This is a genomic window from Gardnerella sp. DNF01198P (assembly GCF_049244165.1).
Classification (GTDB): domain Bacteria; phylum Actinomycetota; class Actinomycetes; order Actinomycetales; family Bifidobacteriaceae; genus Bifidobacterium; species Bifidobacterium swidsinskii.
The window spans coordinates 889,812-915,706 of record NZ_CP058382.1 but is presented as its reverse complement, the minus strand read 5'-3'; the positions used below and the strand labels follow the sequence as shown (position 1 = coordinate 915,706).

Genomic DNA, 25,895 nt, shown 5'->3' with positions numbered 1-25,895 from the left:
AATCTTCACACTCATAATACTCAACAAGCAACTTCTTAAACTCAGGAACCTTATTTTCTGGAATAACCAACAAGCCCCTGCCATGAGAAATCAAATAATGTAGAGAACTTTTTTACAATTTTTACACCGTTTTGTTCTCCAAAACATAAGCAACTAGAGTACACAACTATGGATGCTACTATCTGGCAATCTTCCGATAGTCTTATATTCCTACATATAACCACTCTGCCCCACTACCAATATGCCCTACTGCTCTCTGCAATTACTCCAGTGCTATATTCATACGTGTAGGTGCTCTGCATATGAGCATCACTCGGCGACCAGCTTCCATTTGAAGATTTTGAAGCCTTAAACAGAATATAAAGACCACATTTTCCATCCTGAGAGTCCCTGTTATACTGCAGATAAGTAATGTCCGAACGGCTTTCACTCAGAACAAAGTACATATCTCCCTTGGCGGTATAGTTCTCCTTGAACGCAAAGCCTTTCGCCGCAAAATACTTATCAAATATCTTAAGCGCTGCATTTCTTTCCTTCTTTGATTCTAAATCATGCTCAGCGGAATCATGCAAATCGTAATTTTTATCTGGCTCTTCAACCTTTAATCTTGTATCTTTTAATCTTGTATCTTTCCTGTTATTACGATCAATTCTGCTATACCACTCAGATTCACTTATTTTTGGATCAGTATCAGTTGAATCTTTCATTGGTCGAAGATACTTAAGGAAAAACGGGCCTTCAGACTTATAAAGATAATACTCAAAAGGAGCATACATATCGTCCACGTGCTCTGTGTATGTACCATTATCATTTTGTTTCACAGAATATCTGCCAACAATAAACAAAACGTCAAAAAATCCAAGACCTAAGATAATCAATACACAAAGCAGAACATGTAGACAACGAAGTATAATTCTTATACCTATCTTCCGTACACGCGAAATAAGATAGAGATTATAGAAGACACATACAAGAGCAATCGTAATCATCCAAACAACTGGCATTGCCGCGCATATAACATATACCCAAGTCTGCAAAAGCCACTGATTTGGAAGACGTACCGCAGTTATTCCAAAGAATGCAGTTAGAATACCACTTAACACAAAAAAGCAACAAAGAATTAGCGAGATTCTACCCTTCCACCGTTGCTTGCCATAGCTAAGAAAAGATTTATTACGCTCTACATTTGCACTACTAAAACGGCTGTGTAGATTGCGCTGCCAAATAACACCAATAACCCAAATAAGAGAAACTACAACAAGAAGCAGAATTGCAAAACAATAGGTGATCCATCCAAAAAGCTGTAGCTTATTGGATGCCATAAAAACAGTTCCAATAATCATTAAGATGGAAAAGATTTCCGCACTCGGCTGCAAAACCTTATACTTGGATAATTCCTTATTTGCACTGCGAAGGTTTTCACATATTTGCTCATGTGATTCACAATATAGAGGATTTTTCTCATCTGTGGGAGTATGTTCCTGCTTTTCTTTCTCTTTCTCTCTTCCCCCTTGTAGATTATCTTTCTTTCTCAATTATTCTCCTTCAGCGCAAGTTCTATAAGTTTATCTGTATAATCAGCCTTTTCATGATTACTCACCTTTCATCTTGCATTACACTATTAGATATTGCAGCCGTATTAACGCTCGGCTGTTTCTACGCTTAGTTTCACTGCTGTTCTGTTATATTTTGCGTTATCTTTTATCGTGTATCACATGTTTTGGTGCATTTAATCACATAATTATACATATTTTAGTGTTTTTTATCACATAATTCTACACATTGAACAGTGCACAACGCAGTGAGCACATCCATCTGTTTTGCACACAATATTATGCAACCAAGATTTACTTTATTCTTATCAGAAACCTCGGTAATACCATTTTCCAGTTAATCATTCAACTCACCTTAAGTTCGCATCACTCAAGGTCTTATAAAACAATCTACCTTAAGAAAATAAACCTCAAAAACCGTTTCTATAAACTTTTCTCATCAAATAGATAGATTCTTGTTACGATCTTCAATACAATTGCAAATTAAATCTACAGCTTTATAAAACTCATCAGATGATAATTCATCAATTTTTCTATTAAACGCAAAATGATTTGTCCAAAATTCTTTTGGATACCAAGAATTACTTTGTTGATCAACAAATGCACCTAAGTAATTTAAACGAACAAATTCCTTCCAATTATTGTTAAAATTATCCATCCATTTCTTGAATCTAAATACAGACTCAGCCATATGATCATTTCCATTATATCTGTTAAGCAATTCAAAAAGATATTTGTCATCATATGAATGACACCATTTAAAAATACAATACATGACTATATCCCAATAATCAGAATCGGCATATTCTCCACTCCTCTCTCTATTAAAATACAAAGGAACTGGAATTAAATTGCCCTTCGAATGTGCTAACTTTGAAAAATCCTCCATCCTTTTTGGCAATTTTGAACCCGCAATGATTTTGTCCGCGCATCTAATCTTGCCAACACTACGCATACCTTTAAGTCCTTCAGTTAACACAAAATACTTTCTTATAAAATTACCAAATGAAGTCATTGTATCCCCGTGATACACTATGCCATCTTTTACTATTTCAAATTTGTGTTTACTCTTACCTTCATATTGTTTTTTACACTTACCATTTTTTAAATAAGAATATTTTTCCAAATATTGATCGATAGCCCACTTCGATACATCTACATCTATTATGTTATTCTTTTCTTTATTAGTTTTACAATAAGCTGCCCATAATAAACTCGAAGACTTTTCAAGCTCTTCTTTATTGAATCTATTTTTTATATACAATGAGATAAATTCTTTTTTACCGTCATATAATTCCATAATGATTGCACCTACTTAATAATCTTTGTGAATTGTGAATTGTGAATGTTATATCATATACCTTTAATACTTCCAACATTTTAGCAACCCCTCAATCATTTTCCCATCCACTCGCGCCTTCCACATACCTACTTGTTGCCTTTGTTTCTACATTGAAGTATGTTATCAGCAATAGGAGGTACAAATTCATGGATAAAAATGAAAACATTAATTTACCTACGAAGGTCACCATTACTTTAGATCTTGACAAATTATACAATGAACTAAAAGAAAATGGTTGGAAACCTAATAGTACGGCTAAATACTACAAGCATTACATCCTTAAACATATTGGTAAAGAAGATACTATTCTTGGACCTGATGAAAGCGTGCGATATCTAATTGATCTGCTAGCCACAATTTCATCCCGTCATTTCTTATCAATGATTGAACCAGGCCCTGGCAAAGACGCTCTTATAAAACGTGTTATACACGAATATGAAAAATACCCCCCCCTATTTTTTCAAACACAAAAGTCTAACTTTTTTTGGGGGGCACATCACATTTACATCTGATAACTATTTCTTAGTTCTAAATAATATTATTTATTCAACTCCTATGGAATTTAAAAAATCAATAAGTGTTTTTCCAAGTTCTTCGTTTTCTTTTACTAGTTTTATGCATTTTTTAGGAATGTAGTAGAATTTATTGGCTTCATCTCTTAAAACTATGAAATTTTTTTCTTCGCCTTCAGTGCAATTGTTTTTTTCGCATAAAACTCCGTAGTGAGTTTGATTTTTACTTAAGGTATTTCTTACTAGCATGATTTGTTTAATTTCTGTTTCTTTTATTACTCCCTTCAAAGCATCATGTGGGTGAAAATTACCTGTAGTTATATCTACGTTATAATTGTTAGAATGTATTTTAGCTTTTTTATAATTTTTTTGTTTACTTATGCAATCAAATAAATTATTACCTTCTTCATCAACCAACTCATCATTTTCTTCATAATTTTTCAAATCTATTATATCCGTACTTGTATTTGTATTTAAATCATCTTCTGTAAGTCCAAAAGTATATGGCATTAAAAAAATTTTGTTATATTTACTGTAAATATCCACTTCATTTTCTAGATTTATTGCCCACCAATATAAATTTTTGAATTTACCTCTACCTCTAGTAGGCATGTTAATTTGATTTTGAATTGTTTTAAATTTACTTAAATACTTATTCAATGTTTCTATCTCAGAATATGCTTTTCCAGCATTTTTTATTTCAGTATTTAACTCTTCGTTCGAACTATTGTTACCCATAATAAACTCTCTTTCCTTCTGTGTAAAATCCACATACAAAGCCAGGTGCAAAAGGAGTGTTCAGTAAGGGATTAAAAGAAAACCAACTGAAAGCCTTTAAGCGGGAACATAAGAAATAAAACGACCATACAAGAGTAGAGATACTCTGTGTGGCCGTTTTCTTATACTCAGATACCGAAATAGTATTTGAGATTTTTAGAACAAACCTTGTATTTGAGCTTGTATTAACACTGCAGTAACGCTGGCACCTGTATTAATTAAAAAGTCTTTTAGTCCAACCAATGCTGATTTTAAAATATGCGGTTTCTTCTCTTCTTCAATTTTTAATTTGATGTCAGCTAATAATTCTGTTGCGGTTTCTATATCCTCTTTTGATAAATCAGATTCACTAATACTTTTTTCAACGGCATCAACTACATCCTTAACTTTATCATAGGAAAATGTAACTGTATTCTCACTTCCAGACACTATCTGTACATTATCGGATGGCGAATTGATCACACTTGTATTCCCGTAATAATTATTCACGGTTTGCGGCATGTTCACTGCGGATTCTTTTTCAGTCTCAGAGAAAACCATATTTTCCCCTACAATACCTTCCGATTCTAATTTCAATGTCCATTCTAAAATAGTATTTTTGACTTTTTCTTCAATGTCTTTAACTGCAGTTGTAGGTACATGTAATGCATAATCCATTGGAAGTAGCGAATCAGCCATTTTATCAAACAATGCAAGTTGTTCGCCTGAAAAATCTAAAGTTAATACATTTCCTGAGGACTGACATAAAGAAATGATTTCAGAAATTGAATTTACTAACTTTCTTTCACAAATCTTTTTTTCGTATTCATTATCCTGTATTGAGGTTGGAATCCAACCGCGATAAGGATTGAAAGTTTTTAAACTTCCACGAACCTTTCTATACTCAGGGCAAGATTCTGGGTCAGGATAACCATTTAATTCGTGTTGAATCCATTGATCAAAATCAGCAAGCTTTAATTTTGATGCAATCAAATGTGCTTTGCGTAATATATTAACAACATCGCAATTTGATGACACAATTTCATTCTGTAATTCTAAAACAATACTTCCCATGTTATTCACCATCCTTCTTTCTACCATATAGGGCACTATTCTCAGCAAACATCATAGTTCTTCACATAGAAGCAATAAGGAAAAGGAATAATCTAACTTTCTGAAGTTGTTTCAGAATGCTCCTCAAAATTTTCTACCTGCTCCATCACCTTTGTGAACACTTCAGGACTATACTGTGGCGGATAGCCGTTCTTAACCAAACAAATCTTTATCTTCAATTTTAACTGATTACGCACATTCTGATTGTTGAGCCAGTCCACAAATGAAGACTCGGTATCTATTATTTCCTTAACTTTTTTAGCAAGTGTCTTGCATTTATCGTTTATCACAACACCGTTAACTTCTTTGTCAATGCCATATTCAAACTTATACTGGTCACGAAGAGCAATCAAAATATCATAGAATGCCTTTTCTTCAAAGGTTAATCCTATTTTACGGAAACTCTCACGATTTTCGTTCATCTGACGAAGTATCACTAAAGCTTGTTCAGTTGCAGCCTTAATAATATCTTCTGAGGCAGCTTCCTGTGTTGCCCCGGCTTCTTCAGCAGTAAGGTGCTTACGTCTTTCATGGTACTCATCAATAGTCTTTTCAATCATTTCTTGGAAAGATTTCGCTGCTAATTGGTTAACCCTGCCATATTCCTTTATTTGCTTACGGAGCATTTTGATAAGTAATTCTAACTTTGTAGCAGGCATTTCTACATCTGATAATTTTTCAAAGTATTCAGGAGAGAAGATATCTTCTTCCTCGCCACTTTCAAGAACACTTTCTACCTTATTGTATTTTAATGCCTCTTCAACCATCTTTGATACCACAAGATTCATAGTTTCAGCATCAACATCGCTGGTTCCACTCATTTTACGAACGAAGCCTGCTATAGCCATAAAGCACTGTGCAAGCGCAGATTCTTCTTCGCCCAGATTTCCAGAAGGTTGGCAAATATCAAAAGCACTTCTCATTCTCTTAACAGACTTTAAGAAATATGTCTTAAATGAGACCTGATTAGTTTTTCCGTTTCCTTCTGTCTGCAAGACCTGTGCTGATGTAAAGACATACTCAGCCGCTTTGGAAAGTAATTTATATCTTTCAACAGGGTCACATTTCGTATTAAGGAATGGAGCTAAGTCATAATCTGTAAACAGTGCTTTAAGTATTTCAATCTCCTCCCTGAATGCAGAGGTAGCCTGCTCAACGTCATCCGATGTGGGAGCAACTGATGTATCACCACCGTAAACCTTCATGGCCTCACGCATATTATCGCGAATGCCAATATAGTCGATAACCATACCATATTCTTTGCCGGGATATTTTCTGTTTACACGACTGATAGTTTGAATCAGCAAGTGCTTCTTCAAAGGCTTATCGTTATATAAATATGTAAGTGACGGAACATCAAATCCCGTAATCCACATATCAACTACGATAACAATATGGAAATTAGACTTTTCCTGTTTAAAGGCTGCATCCAGTTCTTCGCAACGTTTATCATTTTTAACTCCACCAAGATAGTTATACATCTCAGCTTCATCATTACTTCCAACACTCGATACCATAGCCATAAATGGCATAGGCTTTAATTCTTTAAGTTCTTCATCTGTTGCAGTAACTCCGTCAGGAGTTTTCTTTTCTTCAAACCATTCCGGATATTTATCCTTGAATTTCAAAAGAAGTGAATATGCAATTTTTCTGCTAGAGCAGACAATCATTGCTTTCTGAATTCTATCTGGGTCACTATCACAAGATGAAATATAATGGTCATGAATATCTATAGCAAGCCTCTCCAAGCGAGAAGGCTCGCCAAGGATAACTTCCATAGAACTCATTGCACGTTTACTGGCTTCAATATCATCATACGTTGCACCATCATCGGCACACTTTTTATAGTAATTTTCAATTTCTTTAGCTTTGGTCTTATCAAGTAACACCTTGGCAATACGAGGATGATACTTAATAGAAACAGTTAGTCCATCTGCGACCGCCTGATCCATAGTGTATCTATCAATTTCCTGACCAAAGGTCTGATATGTTTCGGCAATAGGAGTTCCTGTGAAACCTACAAACGTAGCATGTTGAGGCGGTAAGTTTGCTAGTCAAGGAGTAAAACGACGAAGATTAGCATTTACTTCCGCCCATGCGATAGCTGTCCGTGATTGACAAGTGCTAGCACGCAGACAGAACGGAGATAGCGAACCGCTGAGTGTGTCGCTCTGCTCGTAAAAGCTTAGAAACCTTTGAACGAAAGGGATAATGAAAGCCTTGATTGCAAGGCTTTTTGCTTTATGGTGGGTAAGTATCAGAGTGAGAAAATTTTTGGAATGAGTAGAAGTGATAGCTAGAAATTATCAGTTTCTATTTCCATTTACCCTGTGGGTACGTGTTTGTTTCCATTGACAAGGAGTTTGTGGGAATAGAAATGTACCCACCTTGTTTGAATCAAGTGAAGTGTAGTTGAAGGAAATCTGTTGAAAGCAATACTTCATTTTACCGAATAAGTAATAATTTAGGCAACTTCAAATCGATTAAAAAAAACTATTTTAAAGGTTAAGAGTAGACAAAAATTGTCCACTCTTTTTTGCAAACTCAATTTATCAATAAATGAAATGAGGGAATGTAAAATGAAATATTTTGAGGTTGAGTTAGAAAATCCTGATGAATTTTTAAAACTACAAACAGAAGATTTTGTGAAAGCTAATCGCTTGCTACTAAGGAAGATAATCCAGAGCGTTACAGTCTATGAAGAAAACTTCGTCATATCCTTTAAATCTGGCATCGAATTGGAAGTATGAGTCTCATTCCATAACTTTTATATTGAACATATCATCTTGTTGTGTTATACTATAAATTGATATAAACAAAGATGTAGGAGGAACCGAAACTATGACAGCCTCAATGCGTTTAAGATAAGCTGGCAATAAAAAAAGCAGAATCTATACCCGATGATAGGCTTTTTTGTTGTGCTTATTTATACGATATTGAGCATTCATTAGTTACGGTGAGGATATTGGTTATTTAACTATACCTTTATTTAACTATGTCTTTAATATGAATGTTTCCAAATTGTATGTATGCAGACCAAAAGCCACATTGTGGGGTTTGGCCTGCATTTTTTATTGCCTAGAATGCTATTCAAAATAGAAATTCAAGCAAAATAATATGCAGGAGATAATATAAATGGAAAAATACAACAATTGGAAACGAAAATTTTATGCAATATGGGCAGGGCAAGCAGTATCATTAATCACTAGTGCCATCCTGCAAATGGCGATTATTTTTTACCTTACAGAAAAAACAGGATCTGCGATGGTCTTGTCTATGGCTTCATTAGTAGGTTTTTTACCCTATGCGATTTTGGGACCTGCCATTGGTGTGCTAGTGGATCGTCATGATAGGAAGAAGATAATGATTGGTGCCGATTTAATTATCGCAGCAGCTGGTGCAGTGCTTGCTATTGTTGCATTCTGTATGGAGCTACCTGTCTGGATGATTATGATAGTATTGTTTATCCGTAGCATTGGAACAGCTTTTCATACCCCAGCACTCAATGCGGTTACACCACTTTTAGTACCAGAAGAACAGCTAACGAAATGCGCAGGCTATAGTCAGTCTTTGCAGTCTATAAGCTATATTGTTAGTCCGGCAGTTGCAGCACTCTTATACTCCGTTTGGGATTTAAATGCTATTATTGCCATCGACGTATTGGGTGCTGTGATTGCATCTATTACGGTAGCAATTGTACGTATACCTAAGCTGGGTAATCAAGTGCAAAGTTTAGAACCAAATTTCATAAGGGAGATGAAAGAAGGAGTTGTGGTTCTGAGACAAAACAAAGGATTGTTTGCCTTATTACTCTTAGGAACACTATATACTTTTGTTTATATGCCAATCAATGCACTATTTCCTTTAATAAGCATGGAACACTTTAATGGAACGCCTGTGCATATTTCTATTACGGAAATTTCCTTTGCATTTGGGATGCTAGCAGGAGGCTTATTATTAGGAAGATTAGGGGGCTTCGAAAAGCATGTATTACTAATAACAAGTTCATTTTTTATAATGGGGACCAGTTTAGCCGTTTCGGGAATACTTCCTCCAAATGGATTTGTAATATTCGTAGTTTGCTGTGCAATAATGGGGCTTTCGGTGCCATTTTATAGCGGTGTGCAAACAGCTCTTTTTCAGGAGAAAATTAAGCCTGAATATTTAGGACGTGTATTTTCTTTGATCGGAAGTATCATGTCACTTGCTATGCCAATTGGGTTAATTCTTTCTGGATTCTTTGCTGATAAAATCGGTGTAAATCATTGGTTTTTACTATCAGGTATTTTAATTATTGGCATTGCTATAGTTTGCCAAATGATAACTGAGGTTAGAAAATTAGATTTAAAATAAACAATATTGGAGGAATATTTATGTATCTTATTTTCATGTAACTCTTCCTGCTAAAATCGCAGGGTTTTCCCTGCATACAAGCAAATGAAAGCATGCGATTATAGACAGGAGGAAATGTTATGGAATTAATATTAAAAGCAAAAGACATTCGTGTGGAATTCAAAGGACGCGATGTTTTAGATATAAATGAATTAGAAGTATATGATTATGACCGTATTGGTTTAGTAGGAGCAAATGGTGCTGGAAAAAGCACTTTACTCAGGGTACTTTTAGGAGAATTAACTCCCCCAGGATGTAAAATGAATCGTCTGGGTGAACTTGCCTATATTCCCCAGTTGGACGAAGTAACTCTGCAGGAGGAAAAAGATTTTGCACTTGTAGGCAAGCTAGGTGTTGAGCAATTAAATATACAGACTATGAGCGGTGGTGAAGAAACAAGGCTTAAAATAGCACAGGCCTTATCGGCACAGGTTCATGGTATTTTAGCGGATGAACCTACGAGCCATTTAGACCGTGAAGGAATTGATTTTCTAATAGGACAGCTAAAATATTTTACAGGTGCACTGTTAGTTATTAGCCATGACCGCTATTTTCTTGATGAAATAGTAGATAAAATATGGGAACTGAAAGATGGCAAAATCACTGAGTATTGGGGAAACTATTCTGATTATCTTCGTCAGAAAGAGGAAGAACGTAAGAGCCAAGCTGCAGAATACGAACAATTTATTGCGGAACGTGCCCGATTGGAAAGGGCTGCGGAGGAAAAGCGAAAACAGGCTCGTAAAATAGAACAGAAGGCAAAAGGTTCTTCAAAGAAAAAAAGTACTGAAGACGGAGGGCGTTTAGCTCATCAAAAATCAATAGGAAGTAAGGAAAAAAAGATGTATAATGCTGCTAAAACCCTAGAGCACAGGATTGCGGCCTTAGGAAAAGTAGAAGCTCCGGAAGGCATTCGCAGAATTCGTTTCAGGCAAAGTAAAGCATTGGAGCTCCATAATCCATACCCTATAGTCGGTGCAGAAATTAATAAAGTATTTGGGGATAAGGCTCTGTTTGAAAATGCATCTTTTCAAATTCCGTTAGGAGCAAAAGTGGCGTTAACTGGTGGTAATGGAATCGGAAAAACAACTTTAATCCAAATGATCTTAAACCATGAAGAAGGAATTTCTATTTCGCCTAAGGCAAAAATAGGTTACTTTGCACAGAATGGTTACAAGTACAACAGTAATCAGAATGTTATGGAGTTTATGCAGAAGGATTGTGACTACAATATATCAGAAATTCGTTCAGTGCTAGCATCTATGGGGTTCAAACAGAACGATATTGGAAAAAGTTTATCTGTTTTAAGCGGTGGAGAAATTATAAAATTGTTGCTTGCTAAAATGCTCATGGGTAGATATAACATCCTAATAATGGATGAACCCAGTAACTTCCTTGACATACCAAGTTTAGAGGCTTTGGAAATACTAATGAAGGAGTACACCGGAACTATCGTGTTTATCACCCACGATAAACGATTACTCGAAAATGTAGCAGATGTAGTTTATGAAATTAGAGATAAGAAAATAAATCTGAAACATTAAATTTAAGGTAGTCGCTGGTCAGTATAGTCTGTTCTGGTTGGCGACTCCATTGTTAAAGAGTATAAAGACTTTAGATTTTATGAATATTAAAAATAGGAACAGTCAATTGAACTGCTCCTATTTTTCTGCTAAATATATTGTAGTTTTCTTATATGTATAATGATAGATTAGCGGATTCTCATCTACGGTACTTACTTCAAATATGAAGAAGTGATCGCGGTTACCTGCATATTTGTTTTCTAACGCTTTTAGTGCGAGTAGGTTATCTCCATGTATGAGCATGTTTTCTGTATTAGGATCATTTTTGCAGTTTGATTTTTCTTTATCCTCAACTAGAATCCTAGGCTCTATTTTGATTTCTTTATCCTTACCAAGCCACGTAAGTTCCAGTTTTTGATTATTAGCCATTACTTTTCATCCTCCGCTATAAATTCCAAAATATCGTTGGGCGTGCAGTGTAAAGCTGTGCAGATACCTTCCACTTTTTCCAGTGATATATATTGCCCAGTGCGTAGTTTCGTAATAATGTTGGCGGAAATATTGCTCATTCTCATTAAGTCCTGATTGGAAATATCTTCTTCAATCATGCGATGTAATAGTTTTTTATAACTAACAGCCATAATTCCCTCCTTATTTTAATAGTTAAATATTATCACGATTCTGTGAGTATATCAACGATATAAAGAGCTAGCCACTCCGGAATATAGCAGATTAAAAAAGTCTCCTTTGCTATTCATTCAAGGCAAATGCCTAATGAATGCTTAGGAGATTTTTATTGTCAAAAATTTTTTCTAAAACCGTCAGATTACACCCTCTTTCATGGCTACCAAGTAGAAGACCAAAAAAACTTTTTAAGACAGGTTAAAAAGTCGGCTTTTTCTTTTGCCTGTGATGTAGAAGGGATAAGCCTTCTAGAAAAGGAGGATCAAATATGGATCTAGAGAAACTGCCAAAAGCACTAAAGAACAAGAATATCTTTTGTTCATGGAAGTACGAGCAGCAAGAAAACGGTAGGCTCACTAAGCCGCCTTATAACCCCATAACGGGAAAGAAAGCAGCTACAGACAACTTAAGCGATTTCACCTCGCTTGATGATGCCATGAAAGTAAAAGACCAATACGACGGAATTGGTATAAAGCTTGTTGATAACCTCTTAGGCATCGATTTAGACCACTGCATCGATAATGGCATCATTAAAGACTGGGCAAAAGAGATTATTGCCCATTTCAAGCACGCTTATATCGAATACAGCCCAAGTAAGCATGGCTTTCATATCTTGCTTCTGTTTAACGGCGCATACGATAAAAAGTCTTATTACATCAAGCATGGGGATATTGAGGTTTACAGCGCTCTAGCTACGAATCGCTATCTAACAGTTACGGGCGACGTGTATCAGGAAGGCGAGCTTTTAGAAGACGATGAAGCCATCATGTGGCTTTTAGACACGTACATGAAGCGAAACATAAACACTCATGAAAAAGAAAATAACGCGTGTACAAGGTCATATTTAAGCGATACATCTGTTATTGAAAAAGCTGGCAACGCCATAAATGGAGCTAAATTTACAGCACTTTGGCATGGTGACATTTCGGCTTACCCTTCTCATAGCGAAGCAGATGCCGCGCTTGTGTCTATTCTTGCCTTTTACTGTGGCGGTAACAAGGAGCAAATAGACCGACTTTTTCGTAAGTCTGCTTTATTCCGTCCTAAGTGGGATGAACACCGTGGCGCGGATACTTATGGCAACACAACCATTCAGAAAGCTGTTTCTAAATGTCATACCTTCTATGAGCCTTTCCATAATGCAAGTGCTGAGGAAGACTTTGATGATCTCTTATCTAAATTACAGGAACTAAAGCCTGATGAAAATATACGATATCGCAACGGTGATTTAGGTAATGGCAGATTGTTTGCTGATATTTTCCAAAACATTCTGCACTATGTACCGGAGCGCAAAATGTGGTTCATCTTCGATGGTGTACGTTGGACTTGCGATATTGGAACGCTTAAAACGATGGAACTATGCAAGGATTTAGCTCTTTCTCTTATACGTTATGCTGGTGTCATTAAAGACGAGAGAACCCGTTCCATGCTTGTTGAGTATTGGAACAAATGGAGCAGCCGTCGTAACCGTGAGATTTATATCAAGGAAGCTCAAAGCGTTTACCCCATTTCGATGGAAGCGTTCGATAAGAACATTTATCTATTTAACTGCCAAAACGGAACTTTAGACCTTCAGCACGGTGTATTTCGCAAGCACTTAGCAACAGATCTTATTACCAAAGTATCACCTGTGTTTTATGACCCGAAGGCAAGAAGTGAACGTTTTCGCCAGTTTGTCGATGAAATTATGAGCGGAGATTGTGAGAAAGCCTTGTATCTTCAAAAGTCATTAGGCTATGCGTTAAGCGGTGATACACGCTATGAGTGCATGTTCTTTCTTTTTGGAGAAAGCACAAGAAACGGTAAAGGCACACTCATGGAAAGCGTTCTGTCTGTGATGGGCGATTACGGAAAAGCGGTACGCGCGGAAACCATTGCTCTAAAGAAGAACCCTAATAGCTCACAGCCGACCGAGGATGTAGCACGCCTTGCCGGTGTTCGCTTTGCCAATATATCTGAGCCGAGCCGAGGACTATTCCTTAATTCAGCCCAAGTTAAATACATGACGGGAAGTGATACCTTAAACGCTCGATTCCTGCATGAGAACAGTTTTGACTTTAAACCACAGTTCAAACTGTACGTGAACACCAATTATCTGCCCGTCATCAGCGATATGACAGTGTTTAGTAGCGACCGCATGCAGATTATTCCCTTTAACAGGCATTTTGAAGCGTGGGAACAGGATAAAACCTTAAAGGCGGAGTTTTCTAAAAAAGAGGTGCAAAGTGCCATTTTAAACTGGCTTCTTGAAGGCTTTACCCACCTCCGAGATGAAGGCTTTAAGCCGCCTAATAGCGTTCTTGATGCCATTTTTAGTTATGCCCACGACAGTGACAAGATGGCACAGTTTGCTGAAGATGTACTCGTTAAAGACCAGAGCTCTGAGATTCGAACGGCAGTTGTATACGACCACTACAAGAAGTGGTGCATTGATAACGGCTGTTTTTCTGAGAACAGCAGAAACTTCAATCAGGAATTAAGAAAATTTGCCGAGGTTGTAAGAAAGCGTCCCAAGACAGGCGGAGAAAAAACCACGCTTCTTAAAGGCTACAGGCTTAAAAGTGAGTTTAGCGATTTTTTAAGTGGCAACTAGTGGCAGTTAATAACCTATATCCCCATATAACCCTATAAGGCAATAACGAAATTTAACTGCCACATCATGCCACGTTTAAGGAGGTGGTGCCTATGATTGCGTAATTCGTATCGCAAACCTGTGTTGAACATGAAGAAGAAATACTATCATGCACAAATCAAAATACTGAAATGATTTCAGCTTTTTGACAACATTGAAGAAAGAAAACCTGCCTAGGTACTGTGCTGTTAGAAATTTATTCGCATACTACTTTCTGAACCTAACCCCCTAGGGGGGGTCAAATCTCTAAAGAGTACCCCTTCGGGAACGGGCGCAGGGTCTTGCGTGCAAAAACAGCGAATTCAAAAGGGTAAATGGGCAAAATCAAGCAAATTACTGCAGTAATTGCAGAAAACAGTAATGAAAGGAACTAACAATTATGATTAACAGAGATATTGAAAAAGAAATGAAACTAGCAAGTCAGGACTACCACAACACGTTTTGGAACGTACTGCGCGACGCAAATGGTAATGCGAACAATATTGCAGGAAAACTGCGCCACATTCATACAGGTGCCTATGATTTGCCGACTTCTTCTCTAGCAAAACTCGAAGCAAAACTTGCAAACAAAAGTAATCTTAGAAAACTGTGTACAGTGGTAAAAGCACACTCGCAATCAAGCAAATTGTTCATCTATGAAGGTACACCGTTCACTAAATGGATGAAAGATTATGATGCGAATATCATTACGCATATGCCTATTAAAGATGGCTTTAAGCGTATTGATGTAACGGATTATACCCTAGTTAACCTTATTCGTTTGGGTACGGATTTTACAGCTGATCTTGACTTTGATATCGAAGAGTTCATCACAAGCGAACTGACAAAGCAATTTACATTGAGTGAGTCGGAAGCTTTTATAAATGGCGATGGGATAACTAAGCCGACAGGAATTTTATCAGATACATCAGGTGCTGAGGTTGCTGTGCAAGCAAAAGAGATTTCCGCAGATACCATCAAACATTTATTCTTCTCGCTAGATAGTAAGTATCGAGAAAATGCCACGTGGCTTATGAATGATGAAACTGCTCTTTATCTTCAAACCTTAAAGGACACTACCGGAGCATACATCCTACCTGATTTTGATGGCAACTTAATGGGCAGACCTGTGGTCATTGACAATGCCATGCCTTCTTCGCAAAAGGGAGCAAAAGTTATCGCCTTTGGTGATTTTTCCAACTATTGGATTATCGAACGCCATAACCCAACCATCAAGGTTCTAAACGAAATATTTTCTCTTATAGACCAGATAGGTTACCTCTCTTTTGAGTATTTGGATGGGAAACTGGTACATCCTGAAGCAATTAAAGTATTGCAACTTTCTTAAACAAGGAGGTCAAAATGCATGGATGAACAAATTAAGGATACACCGGTAAAAACCGAAGTGTTAAGAATCGGAAATACTGAATTTACGGTTAACTCTCTTGAAAGCAAGAGTGCTCAGAAAGGTGTCAAAGACCTAATCAAACACCTTATTTTAAGCAATTTAAACCATGTAATAGAAGCTAAATAACTTGATAAATTCTGAGTTATACGGGAATATATACTGACCGCTTGAAGGCTGTCGGAAAGGAGGAAAAACAGATGAATAAACTAAATAGACAGCCTTCTTATACTCTAGATAATGTAGGCAAGATAACGGCACTTTACTGCCGTTTATCCAAAGACGATGAATTACAAGGTGACAGCAATTCCATTATCAATCAAAAGAGCATGCTGAAAAAGTATGCCGAGGATAATCATTTCAACAATCTTATGTTCTTTGTAGACGATGGCTACTCGGGTACTAATTTCCAGCGACCTGATTGGCTTAAATTAACTGCTCTCATTGACGAAGGAAAGATTGGAACCATTATCGTCAAGGACATGTCACGCTTGGGTAGAGATTATCTGCAAGTTGGTATGTATACAGAGATGGTATTCCCTAACGCTGATATTCGCTTTATTGCAATAAATAACGGCGTAGATAGCAATAATCAGTCAGACAACGACATGACACCTTTCATCAACATCTTCAATGAGTTTTATGCTAAAGACACAAGCAGAAAAATAAAAGCTGTGTTTAAAGCAAAAGGACAAAGTGGGAAGCCGCTCTGCATCAATCCTCCTTACGGATATCTTAAGGATCCTGAAGATAAAAATCATTGGATTGTAGATGAAGAAGCTGCCAGTGTAGTGCGTGAAATCTTTAGACTCTGCGTTAATGGGTATGGGCCTAGCCAGATTGCCAATGAGCTAATCAAAAGGAATATTCCAACACCTTCTGAGCATTTTTTCTCTCTTGGTATTAAAATTCCTTCCGCGAAATCGGAGATTAAGGGAGTCTGGAATCAAAAAACTATCTCTAATATGCTTGAAAAGCAAGAATATCTTGGGCATACGGTCAATTTCAAAACAAGAAAGAAATCGTACAAGTGCAAGAAAACATTATTGAATCCCAAAGAAGACTGGCTAATTTTCAAAAACACACACGAAGCAATTATTGACCAGGAAACTTTTGATATTGTTCAACGTATAAGAGATGGTAGACGAGTGCGTACCAATCTTGGAGAGATGCCGGTGTTATCGGGAATGCTATTTTGTGCGGATTGTGGTAACAAGCTTTATCAGGTTCGAGGAAAAGGTTGGAGCCATGATAAAGAATACTTTGTCTGTGCTACATATCGTAAGCAAAAAGGCAAATGCTCATCACATCAAATTAGAAATATTCAGATCGAAGCAATACTGCTTCACGAGCTACGAATGATTACTTCATTTGCCAAACAGCACGAAGAAGAGTTCGTGGGACTTGTGATGAAGAAAAGCGAGAAAGAACTAACCCAAAAGTTAAAGTCCTCTAATAGGGAACTCGAGCAAGCAAAAGCAAGAATTAGCAAACTTGACACAATTGTTCAGCATCTCTATGAAGACAACTTAGACGGTAAAATTTCTGATGAACGATTTAAGAGCATGTCTGAGTCCTACGACAAGGAACAAGCTGAACTGAAAAGCAAGATTGAATCCCTTGAAGCCTTTATTTCTAAAGCGCAAGAGGAATGTCTCAACGTGGATTCTTTCTTGAAATTAGTACGACAATACACAGATATACAAGAACTTAATGCAGAGATCATTCGAACCTTTGTAGATAAGATTTATGTTGAAAAATCTGAAAAGGTAGCAGGTACAAGAACCAAGAAACAAACCATATGGATACAGTGGAATTACATAGGTGCAGTTGATATTCCACTCCATAAGTAAAATCGGCGTAGCCGGTAGTAATACCGATTACGCCGATAATTTTTTAGGAATTAAATCCCTAAGTGAATGCCCCTAAGGGGGTGCATTTTTTACATCAATCTTGTACACTCAAACTCGTTTCGATACTAGCCTTTGACATCAATACTACACTCTCCACGCGTCTCGACATTACGCCTTGGACATTAGGCAAACACACTCCACGTGTGTCGGGTTATAACTATGGATTGAATTTGATATGTTGTGTAGGTGGTTTAGATGCCACAAATTACTGATACTATTTTTCTACATTTAAACTCATCATTTACACAACTTAAACATGTTGCTATTTTATTAACGCATTCACATTATTTATAAATTGATTCATGTTTTCCACAGCAATTTTTATTAATTCAGTTCTTTTATAATAACAATCTTCAAATACATAATATACTTTATTATCAATAACTTCTAATTTTATTCTACCATGTGCTATTGCATTTCTTATCTTATGTAGAATATATATAGTGTTTCCAAACTTTTCATCCCTACTTCTAATAGTACCATCTGATATTTTCTTTTTAACAAACAATGCCATTTGTGAACTATCATATTCAAAGTCATCTACGTTTAAAACAGAATATTTTATCGATTCTAGGTCAGTATCTTCCAACCTCAATGAAAAATTAATAATATATATAATTTTAAAGAACCATCGGAATTCTATCCATGAATCACTGTCTTCTTTTAATTCATCAATACTTTTCAATATTCGATCGATCATCTTAGCTTTTTTTGAATCTATAGCAATTTTATAATCTATGATTCTATCATTCAACTGAATTAGGTGAGTTAAAAAATTTGAAAATTCGGTTTCTATATCATAGATGCTTTTGACAAAATATCCTAGCTCATTCTTTGTAATATCTTTACCTAGATATTTATGTAACATTTCACAATACTTCGTTAATTCTTTTTTTGTAATTTCCGTTTTAGTAATTTCAAAGCAATCCTCATTATTAACTAAAAATTCTTTTAAAGCTTGAAATTCTCCACTCGAAAAGACCTTATTATTCATAGGATGTAGCTGATTATCAAGAGTATATTTTCGCTTTCCTTTATATTTAACTTCCATAAAATATGAAAGTTCTTCACTTAATTTAATATAGGTATGTTTGTAGGCAATAGATTTTGTCATTTGATTTAAGTATAGTTTTCCTATTAATTCATGACAAAGTGGTTCTATAACCAATCCCTTGCTTTTTAAAATCCCCTTATCTTTATTGAATGCAAAATAATATGGAATTGGGCCGTTCTCTCCATAACTCATAAAACATCCGTACTGCATATGTGCAAATGAATTTCTTAAAATTTTTCTACTATCCCATAATGACTTAGGTTTATATTTTAATTCTGATTCATTAAACTCATAATAAAACGTGTCATCAACAGTTATTTTAAATCTGTCTTCAATTTCTTTAATCGTTTCTCCATATTTATTCTTAATACTAGCAATATAATTTTTAGGATCAAAAGTATCTTTTAAATAATCTTTTTCTAATTTTTCTTTGTTAAACAACATCACACAAGAATCTAAAAAAATTCGAAATCTGAATAAATCTACTAAATTCATATCTATTTTGTTTGTGCAAATATCCTGCTTAATTTTATCGATATCAAAATTATGTTTATAATAATCCTCATATTTTTTTATTTGTATCACATTATTCAAAAAATAATTAGTCAATATTTGTACCCCCCGACCAACTTTTAATTTGTTATATATTATACATGCTCATCACTTATACTATACAAAAAAGAGATACACAGAACTATGTAAGAAGGCAATCCTACATAGGTCTATGACTCTCTTACTTTTTAATATTGATAACTTGCCCTGTTTTCAGCTTTAACTCTAAACTAGCATCTTTTGCTCGTACTTCATCAACTAGCATCCATCGTATTGATGTTTTCCTTTTCAAAGTAAATAGCAACTTGTTTAGCCTTTAGCTCACGAGCGTATTGTAAGCAATCTAAAGTATTTCTGGCCAAGCGTGAAATAGATTTAGTAATCACTAGATTTATATACCTTGCTTTACACTCTTCAATCATTCGATTAAACTCTCGCCGATTCTTCATGTTAGTCCCAGAAATACCTTCATCTGCATAAATATCTACTAAATATATAGAATTAATTAGTAACGTTCATATGCTGTCCCTTTCACGGGAATTCTTACAGCAAAAACTAGGACTTTTTTGGACTTCTATTGTAATTACTTTTATAGTTACTTCTGCATAAACCACCCTGGGTGCACTTTTTAACGTTAACATCCTGTGCACTCGACCCTAGAACGTTGATATCTTCCCTCAAACAGCCAAAATACGTTCAAAAACCGAGCAAAGCCAGCTTAAATCCACCACAGGCTAAACCCTTTAACGATAACTCTCGCTAAGCCCTGCTACACAAAGGCAAATTTGCACCCACCTAATCAGACCTTGACATCAATACAACGCTTTTGACGTGCGTAGAGTTTTTTGCTCAAAAGAGAAGAAAACAGTCTTATAAAATCTTATGCGTCTACTGCAGTTCTTCTCCATGGGTGCTACTTGATAACGAGAACAATATCGGTAAGCACAATACCAACAACTACGCTTACCCATGCCAAACTCGGCGTAAGAAGCCAAGCGAGAACACCAAAGATCAGCAGTCGAAGCAGTACAACAATAACCAAGAAAGGCCAACTTTTTGTTAGGCATTTCTGTTGATCAGCCTTCAATGCGCCCATCAGAACCATAACCGCAGCCGCCGCGCAAGAAAATAGCATATTGCCCAAGAATATGACGAGTAGCGTGCGCCAGCCATCGATAGTACAAAGCATCCACCATTGCAGTATCAATGCAAGCAAAAATGTGACAACATCGCATACTGCTTCCATCAGCATATTCGCAACGATTAACGAGGAGAATGTTAAAGACGTACTTCTAGGAGTGCCTGTTTTACCTGCGCTCGCATGCTGTAATGCAATCATGTTTCTCGCCTCGGCGCGCTTTACGCGCTCTTCTTCAAGCATTTGAACGCCAAGCTCAACCGATTTCTTTGAAGCTTCCTGTAATTGCGCATCCGTCATACCTGGCTGCCAAGGCTTTTCAAAAACAAACAGCAACACACTAGTAATCGCTGCGCCAATAATAATGCTTAGCAGCGTAGTATTGGAAACAAGCAATGAAGCAATACCAGAGGTCACCAGCAGCCTGAGCACAAAATCGATGATTCCGATGAGCAAATCACCAGACCTGTCATCTGGTCTACGATGCCTGTCCCACTGCAGATACGCTGTACTTAGCAGCGAAAACACCACAACACTCAACGCGAGTATGACCACAGTTTCCCAACCTAGTACGCGGTGCCCTACGAACTGTTGTACAAGAAGCGAAATAATAAGAGTGCAAATGCCAGCAACAGTTTCTATAATCACATTATCCCAAAAAGCATGCTTGAAAAGCACTGGCCTTACATTCGTCTCACCCATCATCTAACCCTAGGAAAGGCAATTACGAGTAATTGGCTCGATACCGAGAATCATTTCCAAAAACTTAGCTCCATCAGAACCAAGATGAGCTTTAAGCTCTCCTCGCGCTTTCCAGATAGCCGACACAGTTCTATATATTTGCTTCGCTCGCTTCAGCCAACCAAGTGCCTTAGCAATAGGCACACCATATTGAAATACAAATGAAGCTATCGCTAATGCACATCCGACCCAATTAACCATCGGTGCGTAATGTCCAAACATAGAAACCCTATTCCTACGCATCAGTGACTTAAACGTTAAGCCATGCAATGCTGCATTTAAGCGTGCTTCATAATTTGAAGTTGTACGTGGATTAGCATACTGCAAATCAGCAGGCACTGATTCAAATGCACGGATCAACGCATCCAAGTCTGCATCTGTCATAGTTGTAGTAGAAGATAGGCTACCAGCAGCATATGTGAAGTTACCGCGCTCTGTCAATGTGTTAGCGGAAGACACTTCAGCTGAACACAATACTAGTGAGACACTAACAATCGGTACAGATAACATTTTCATTGCTTTACGCATCATTCTCTCTCCTCAAAAATCAGAAAACCCGAATTGATCCGCATTGTTAAGATGCGCGTCGGGTACTGTTATTTGCGTATGCTACACCAATGAGAGTATTTTATTAAATATTGCAAACTAAAACAAATTTTTCTTTCTAACAAGATTATTTAGTCTTACACTCACCTTTATGAACACAAATAAATGTCAGAACGAAAACGCTACAACAGGCTGCAGGCACAGTAGAAATCATCAAAACGCTATTGCGATTCAGTGAGATTTGCAAAGAAGCGCTACTGATTTTCTGTATGACTCGACTGCTTCATCTTGGTGTCGAGTGTGTAGCCAGATTCGTGCTCATTAGCTGGAATTGGTCAAAGCGCATTTTTGCCCGGAAACACACTGATTTTTGCCCTCATACGTTCTCGGAAACAGGTCAAAGACCATGTTCCTGCCTAATAATATGCAAACGCACAGATTTACCAACCGCCTCAAGACTTCGCTCTGAGGAAATAAGTCCGAAATCCCATCGTCTCGGCATACCTATTTGTGAAACCAAAACTATACATTGAATGTCCGTTTTCCTCTATTCGATATATGGTTTCTGTCTCCAATGGTCGCTTTTTAATCTTCAATGTTTACTTTTTTATATTTCTGGTTCCTGCTGTTTGGCTTATCTGGTATCGTCATTTCTATTTTTCCTGCACTAAGCAAAGGCTTGATATATTTTTCAGAAAAGTTTCTTCTACCGGTCAGACCCATAAATTCTTGCATTTCTTTCCGACTACGAGGAACGATACAAAATTGAAGGAGAGCTTGTATCGTAACTTGCTCCTTTACTTGCTCCCTATCTTGTTCCCTATCTTGTTCCCTTGGATCAAGTTCTTCGGTCGGCCCGACTGTAGCCGTTGCCGCCTCAGAAAGAGGAATCACTGTCGTAAAAACATCTGCCTCTGTAAAGACAGGCTCTCCACCAGAATACATCTTCGTGTATTTATAGCTGTTGCGCATACCGCTTCCCAGTTCGTCAGCAAGACCTATCTCACGAAACACTTTTGCTATCGGCGGATTCTTTGCAAATGGCCTGAATGTTTTCAGATTCAAGTTTCCGTGCCCATGCGCAAGGTTCGCATTCTCTGTTGTAATCTTATCCCGTTCAATGACAAGCTTCGGTACATATCCACTGGAAAAATCACGGTGCATCAACAAATTGGAGATAATCTCACGCAGGATTTTATCTCTGGCGCTTATCCGCTGGACACCATCCAATGTAAAAACATCATTCAGATGCTTCTTTCCAAATTCCATCAAACGATCATAACTTTCAATCAGGTTTGTAATCACCACGTCCCTGTCATCATAACGATCAACATTGAACACTCTGAAAATAGCGTCTGTCTTATGCTGAGGTAACACGGACATGATACGGTTATCCGTACCAAAGAGCAAGACTGCCGCAAGTGTTATACCTTCTTTGTTCGTTTCCGGATCCTCAAGTATAAGCCCACAGCTTCTGAGCATCTCCTCATCCGTCATGTCAACCCACGGATGGTGCTCAGTATTCACTCTCGTCATTCTCCTTGCCCGATTCATAAGATCATGGCGAAGGCTTGAAACCGGGATGGCAGGGTAGACCTTATTCACAAAATAGGTACTTTGCTTACGAGCATAAAGGTTGAAAACCATGTCCGCATTATCTGTAATATCGATGTCCGACTCATTATTGCGATCAAATATTCTGCCCGCATTGCGGTAAACGGTTTTTCCAACCGGGACATAGACATAAAGAACAATACGCCCATCGATCTCATATTCCTCTGTAGTCAAATAGAGTGGCGGATACATTTTTCTCTCATTGTTAATCGTAGTAACAAAATTTTTCTTCATCTGCTCAACGCAGTCTTTATCAACACCGAGAATCGTCCCGTTATCCTTCACACCAAAGAAAATATGACCGCCATCCCGATTAGAAAAAGAACAAACGGTATCATAGACATCCTTCGTAATATCTGTTGTTGATTTTTTGAATTCGACTGTCAGCCCCTCGCCCTGACGAATCAAATTCATCAAATTTTCAGGGAGTATCATATAACTCACCCCTTTCGATTATTCACTTATCAATTCCATTAGGCAAAATGGAATCAACCTCGTTCTCCTTAAAAGTCTGTTCTTCTTCCTTTTGCAAAGCCTTCTGCGCAGCCCTGTAGCTTCTCTCATCAGTTGCAGGATAATTATTATTGACTTCTGAAACTTTATTACAAAGAGCATCTCTCTTTTTTTGTATCTCACTATCGTCAAGCACTTCAAAATCAACTAATAAGGAAACATACTCTTCTCGAATACCCCACAACACATTTGCTGCATTTCGATGCTGGCTTACTTCATTTTGAATCTTATATTCCTTGGCATATAGATTTAGGCACAAAGACAATACAGCAGTAATTCCACCTACCCATGTCGATATGACCTTGTTTGTTATAATGCTGGCAAAAAATCCGCAAGAAGAAAGTGTGGTCAATATAATCTGTGCATTCTTCACATACTTATTTTCTTTCTCAAGTCGATCAGCTAATTTGTGATGCGCAGTATATGTGTATATAACTTTTCCACAAGCATCCTTTATTTGATTTTTTAATCGTGCCCTATAGCTTTTATCACTTTCCATTTTACTCCGATACCATTTTATTTAGGATCTTGCCGAGGACATCCCATCCCTTTGTAGTATCAATCGACATTCCACTTCCGGGAGCATATAGACTTGACGCAGATATTCCGTTGCATGGAATATGATTATAATAATTAAGTAATGCCTGTTCATACGATATTGGTTGGCTTGAGGAATTGCTATCTCCATCCGTAAAATGCCATTCTCCCATCGCAACATATACAAAGGAATCAATTAAAATTCCTGACAGATGATAGCTCGAATAAGAATCATCTCTGATCGTTCTTATGTGCTTACAAGTAGCACACAATAACCCATTAGATGAGCTGTTCTTTCCCTTTATTGCTTTTTGCTCAGACTTAGGATCTGTTGTTCTCCAGTTTCCTCCCATATTCGTATCTGGATATTTGTATGAAACACTACCACCCAAACTTGTCTGCGGAAACGCTGGTAACACTTCAAATTTCATCCCATCAGAAAAGGCAATTTTAACAACCTGACCATCTGCCCTAATATCGCTTCTTGAATAGGAAGTTTCAATCGCGTTCTTCACAGCCTGTAAAAGTCGAGATTGCCCATTCCATTTAGAATATGAGTACCGATTATATTCAGCTTCCGGAATTTCAACAAGTATATCTATGTCGCTTGTATTTATTGCTGTGTTTCTTCCATAAGAACCAACATAGAGACTATGTGTGGTTTCACTCGTTGAATTCCAAAACTCTTGATTTATAGCTTTCGTAACCGTATGATATCTGCTTGCTATGCTTTGACGCGTTACTAAAGGGATAATGTTATCATGTCTTATTACGTTTGAACTCATAATTATTTCTCCATTTCATTTTTGCCTTTTGATTATCAGGAAACTCTATTCGAAAGCCGCCAGAAACCACAACATCTTCTTTTCGTTATATCAGCTGTATCAGCACTTATTATTGTCATAAGCTCCTCTGTCTTCGGCAACCATAATCAATTCCTGATTATTACTCTCTTTCAGTACCTCACTATAGTTAACTACCCGATGCTCCATATCATTGTTGTCCGTCCAGAGGTCACACTGAAGCATTACAGTAGCAACAGCGTCATCCATGCCCTCCGTCGGTTATTTATGTTTCTTAAGGAGCACCACTATCCTCCTGAAGGTATGGAAGATGCTGTTCAAACAGTAATGACTCAGTGTGAGCTGTGGACTGATAGAACAGATCTATAGTTTTGCATAATTATCGTAATTGAACCACTTCGATAATTAGCCTAAACCTTATTTTCCCACTCCACAAGGTGGGTGCAGGGTGGGTGCAAAGTGGGTGCACTTTTTAACGTTATCCATCCTGTGCACTCGACCCTAGAGCGTTGATATGTTTCCTCAAACAGCAAAATCACGCTCAAAAACCGCGAGAACCCAGCTTAAAGCCGCCATACGCTAAACCTTTTAAC

At 37.1% G+C, this 25,895-nt stretch carries 21 protein-coding genes and 3 pseudogenes; 9 read left to right on the top strand and 15 right to left on the bottom strand.

Features of this window, described 5'->3' with window-relative positions:
- Positions 1–233: 233 nt before the first annotated feature.
- Both HXT44_RS03985 and HXT44_RS03980 read right to left on the bottom strand, forming a co-directional pair.
- Positions 234–1,535 (bottom strand): YcxB family protein, encoded by a 1,302-nt coding sequence (locus tag HXT44_RS03985; RefSeq protein WP_421782538.1) that lies wholly within the window; start codon positions 1,533–1,535, stop codon positions 234–236.
- Positions 1,536–1,992: 457 nt separating this feature from the next.
- On the bottom strand, positions 1,993–2,853 hold the full coding sequence (locus HXT44_RS03980) for a hypothetical protein (RefSeq protein ID WP_012914156.1): 861 nt from the start codon (positions 2,851–2,853) through the stop codon (positions 1,993–1,995).
- A gap of 188 nt (positions 2,854–3,041) precedes the next feature.
- On the opposite strand from HXT44_RS03980, the pseudogene HXT44_RS03975 reads away from it, so the two are divergent.
- A pseudogene (locus HXT44_RS03975) lies at positions 3,042–3,338 on the top strand (hypothetical protein); the annotation flags it as partial.
- A 99-nt stretch (positions 3,339–3,437) separates the two neighbouring features.
- Here the strand turns inward: HXT44_RS03975 and HXT44_RS03970 are convergent.
- From HXT44_RS03970 to HXT44_RS03960, 3 genes are all read right to left on the bottom strand, one after another.
- Positions 3,438–4,145 carry a hypothetical protein gene (locus HXT44_RS03970; protein WP_217431463.1) on the bottom strand — a complete coding sequence of 236 codons (708 nt, stop codon included), beginning with the start codon at positions 4,143–4,145 and terminating at the stop codon, positions 3,438–3,440.
- A gap of 195 nt (positions 4,146–4,340) precedes the next feature.
- On the bottom strand, positions 4,341–5,237 hold the full coding sequence (locus HXT44_RS03965) for a hypothetical protein (RefSeq protein ID WP_004122116.1): 897 nt from the start codon (positions 5,235–5,237) through the stop codon (positions 4,341–4,343).
- Between the two features lie 92 nt (positions 5,238–5,329).
- Positions 5,330–7,276 carry a type I restriction enzyme endonuclease domain-containing protein gene (locus HXT44_RS03960; protein ID WP_225791482.1) on the bottom strand — a complete coding sequence of 649 codons (1,947 nt, stop codon included), beginning with the start codon at positions 7,274–7,276 and terminating at the stop codon, positions 5,330–5,332.
- Between the two features lie 579 nt (positions 7,277–7,855).
- Here HXT44_RS03960 and HXT44_RS03955 point away from each other — a divergent pair.
- The 3 genes from HXT44_RS03955 to msr(D) all read left to right on the top strand — a co-directional run bounded on the left by HXT44_RS03955 (position 7,856) and on the right by msr(D) (position 11,212).
- Positions 7,856–8,026, top strand: a complete 171-nt coding sequence (locus HXT44_RS03955) for a hypothetical protein (RefSeq protein WP_000873143.1) — start codon at positions 7,856–7,858, stop codon at positions 8,024–8,026.
- 385 nt (positions 8,027–8,411) lie between these two features.
- Positions 8,412–9,629 carry a macrolide efflux MFS transporter Mef(A) gene (gene mef(A), locus HXT44_RS03950; RefSeq protein ID WP_000417519.1) on the top strand — a complete coding sequence of 406 codons (1,218 nt, stop codon included), beginning with the start codon at positions 8,412–8,414 and terminating at the stop codon, positions 9,627–9,629.
- 119 nt (positions 9,630–9,748) lie between these two features.
- Complete coding sequence (msr(D), locus tag HXT44_RS03945; RefSeq protein ID WP_000420313.1) at positions 9,749–11,212, top strand: ABC-F type ribosomal protection protein Msr(D); 1,464 nt, start codon at positions 9,749–9,751, stop codon at positions 11,210–11,212.
- A 117-nt stretch (positions 11,213–11,329) separates the two neighbouring features.
- Here msr(D) and HXT44_RS03940 read toward each other — a convergent pair whose 3' ends face one another.
- Positions 11,330–11,620: a DUF5960 family protein gene (locus HXT44_RS03940; RefSeq protein WP_004121959.1), complete on the bottom strand. Its 291-nt coding sequence runs from the start codon at positions 11,618–11,620 to the stop codon at positions 11,330–11,332.
- A complete protein-coding gene (locus HXT44_RS03935) occupies positions 11,620–11,832 on the bottom strand; it encodes a helix-turn-helix domain-containing protein (RefSeq protein ID WP_004121956.1) in 213 nt (70 codons plus the stop codon). Before HXT44_RS03935 ends, HXT44_RS03940 begins: the two co-directional genes overlap by 1 nt.
- 311 nt (positions 11,833–12,143) lie before the next feature.
- On the opposite strand from HXT44_RS03935, the gene HXT44_RS03930 reads away from it, so the two are divergent.
- From HXT44_RS03930 to HXT44_RS03915, 4 genes are all read left to right on the top strand, one after another.
- Positions 12,144–14,468, top strand: coding sequence for a phage/plasmid primase, P4 family (locus tag HXT44_RS03930; protein WP_004121944.1), 2,325 nt, complete (start codon positions 12,144–12,146; stop codon positions 14,466–14,468).
- A 418-nt stretch (positions 14,469–14,886) separates the two neighbouring features.
- Positions 14,887–15,834: a phage major capsid protein gene (locus tag HXT44_RS03925; RefSeq protein WP_004121942.1), complete on the top strand. Its 948-nt coding sequence runs from the start codon at positions 14,887–14,889 to the stop codon at positions 15,832–15,834.
- An 18-nt stretch (positions 15,835–15,852) separates the two neighbouring features.
- Positions 15,853–16,020 (top strand): hypothetical protein, encoded by a 168-nt coding sequence (locus HXT44_RS03920; RefSeq protein WP_004121940.1) that lies wholly within the window; start codon positions 15,853–15,855, stop codon positions 16,018–16,020.
- Positions 16,021–16,091: 71 nt separating this feature from the next.
- The gene (locus HXT44_RS03915) at positions 16,092–17,744 is read left to right on the top strand and encodes a recombinase family protein (protein ID WP_050567752.1); all 1,653 of its coding nucleotides are present in this window, start codon (positions 16,092–16,094) and stop codon (positions 17,742–17,744) included.
- Positions 17,745–18,066: 322 nt separating this feature from the next.
- Here the strand turns inward: HXT44_RS03915 and HXT44_RS03910 are convergent, their stop codons facing one another.
- The 8 genes and pseudogenes from HXT44_RS03910 to HXT44_RS03875 form a co-directional block, all read right to left on the bottom strand.
- A complete protein-coding gene (locus HXT44_RS03910) occupies positions 18,067–19,467 on the bottom strand; it encodes a hypothetical protein (RefSeq protein WP_102155182.1) in 1,401 nt (466 codons plus the stop codon).
- A gap of 203 nt (positions 19,468–19,670) precedes the next feature.
- Positions 19,671–19,892 (bottom strand): annotated as a pseudogene (locus HXT44_RS03905) (recombinase family protein); the annotation flags it as partial.
- A gap of 431 nt (positions 19,893–20,323) precedes the next feature.
- The gene (locus tag HXT44_RS03900) at positions 20,324–21,250 is read right to left on the bottom strand and encodes a hypothetical protein (RefSeq protein WP_174182812.1); all 927 of its coding nucleotides are present in this window, start codon (positions 21,248–21,250) and stop codon (positions 20,324–20,326) included.
- Between the two features lie 9 nt (positions 21,251–21,259).
- Positions 21,260–21,820, bottom strand: a complete 561-nt coding sequence (locus HXT44_RS03895) for a hypothetical protein (RefSeq protein WP_012914150.1) — start codon at positions 21,818–21,820, stop codon at positions 21,260–21,262.
- Between the two features lie 412 nt (positions 21,821–22,232).
- On the bottom strand, positions 22,233–22,355 hold the full coding sequence (locus tag HXT44_RS03890) for a hypothetical protein (RefSeq protein ID WP_269199234.1): 123 nt from the start codon (positions 22,353–22,355) through the stop codon (positions 22,233–22,235).
- A 65-nt stretch (positions 22,356–22,420) separates the two neighbouring features.
- On the bottom strand, positions 22,421–23,884 hold the full coding sequence (locus HXT44_RS03885) for an RNA-binding domain-containing protein (protein ID WP_421782534.1): 1,464 nt from the start codon (positions 23,882–23,884) through the stop codon (positions 22,421–22,423).
- Positions 23,885–23,906: 22 nt separating this feature from the next.
- A complete protein-coding gene (locus HXT44_RS03880; RefSeq protein WP_421782532.1) occupies positions 23,907–24,461 on the bottom strand; it encodes an SLATT domain-containing protein in 555 nt (184 codons plus the stop codon).
- A gap of 1 nt (position 24,462) precedes the next feature.
- Entirely contained in the window at positions 24,463–25,284 is an 822-nt protein-coding gene (locus HXT44_RS03875; RefSeq protein WP_421782530.1) for an SMODS domain-containing nucleotidyltransferase, read from the bottom strand.
- Between the two features lie 291 nt (positions 25,285–25,575).
- Here HXT44_RS03875 and HXT44_RS03870 point away from each other — a divergent pair.
- Positions 25,576–25,671, top strand: a pseudogene (locus HXT44_RS03870) (type I restriction endonuclease subunit R); the annotation flags it as partial.
- Positions 25,672–25,895: the final 224 nt, after the last annotated feature.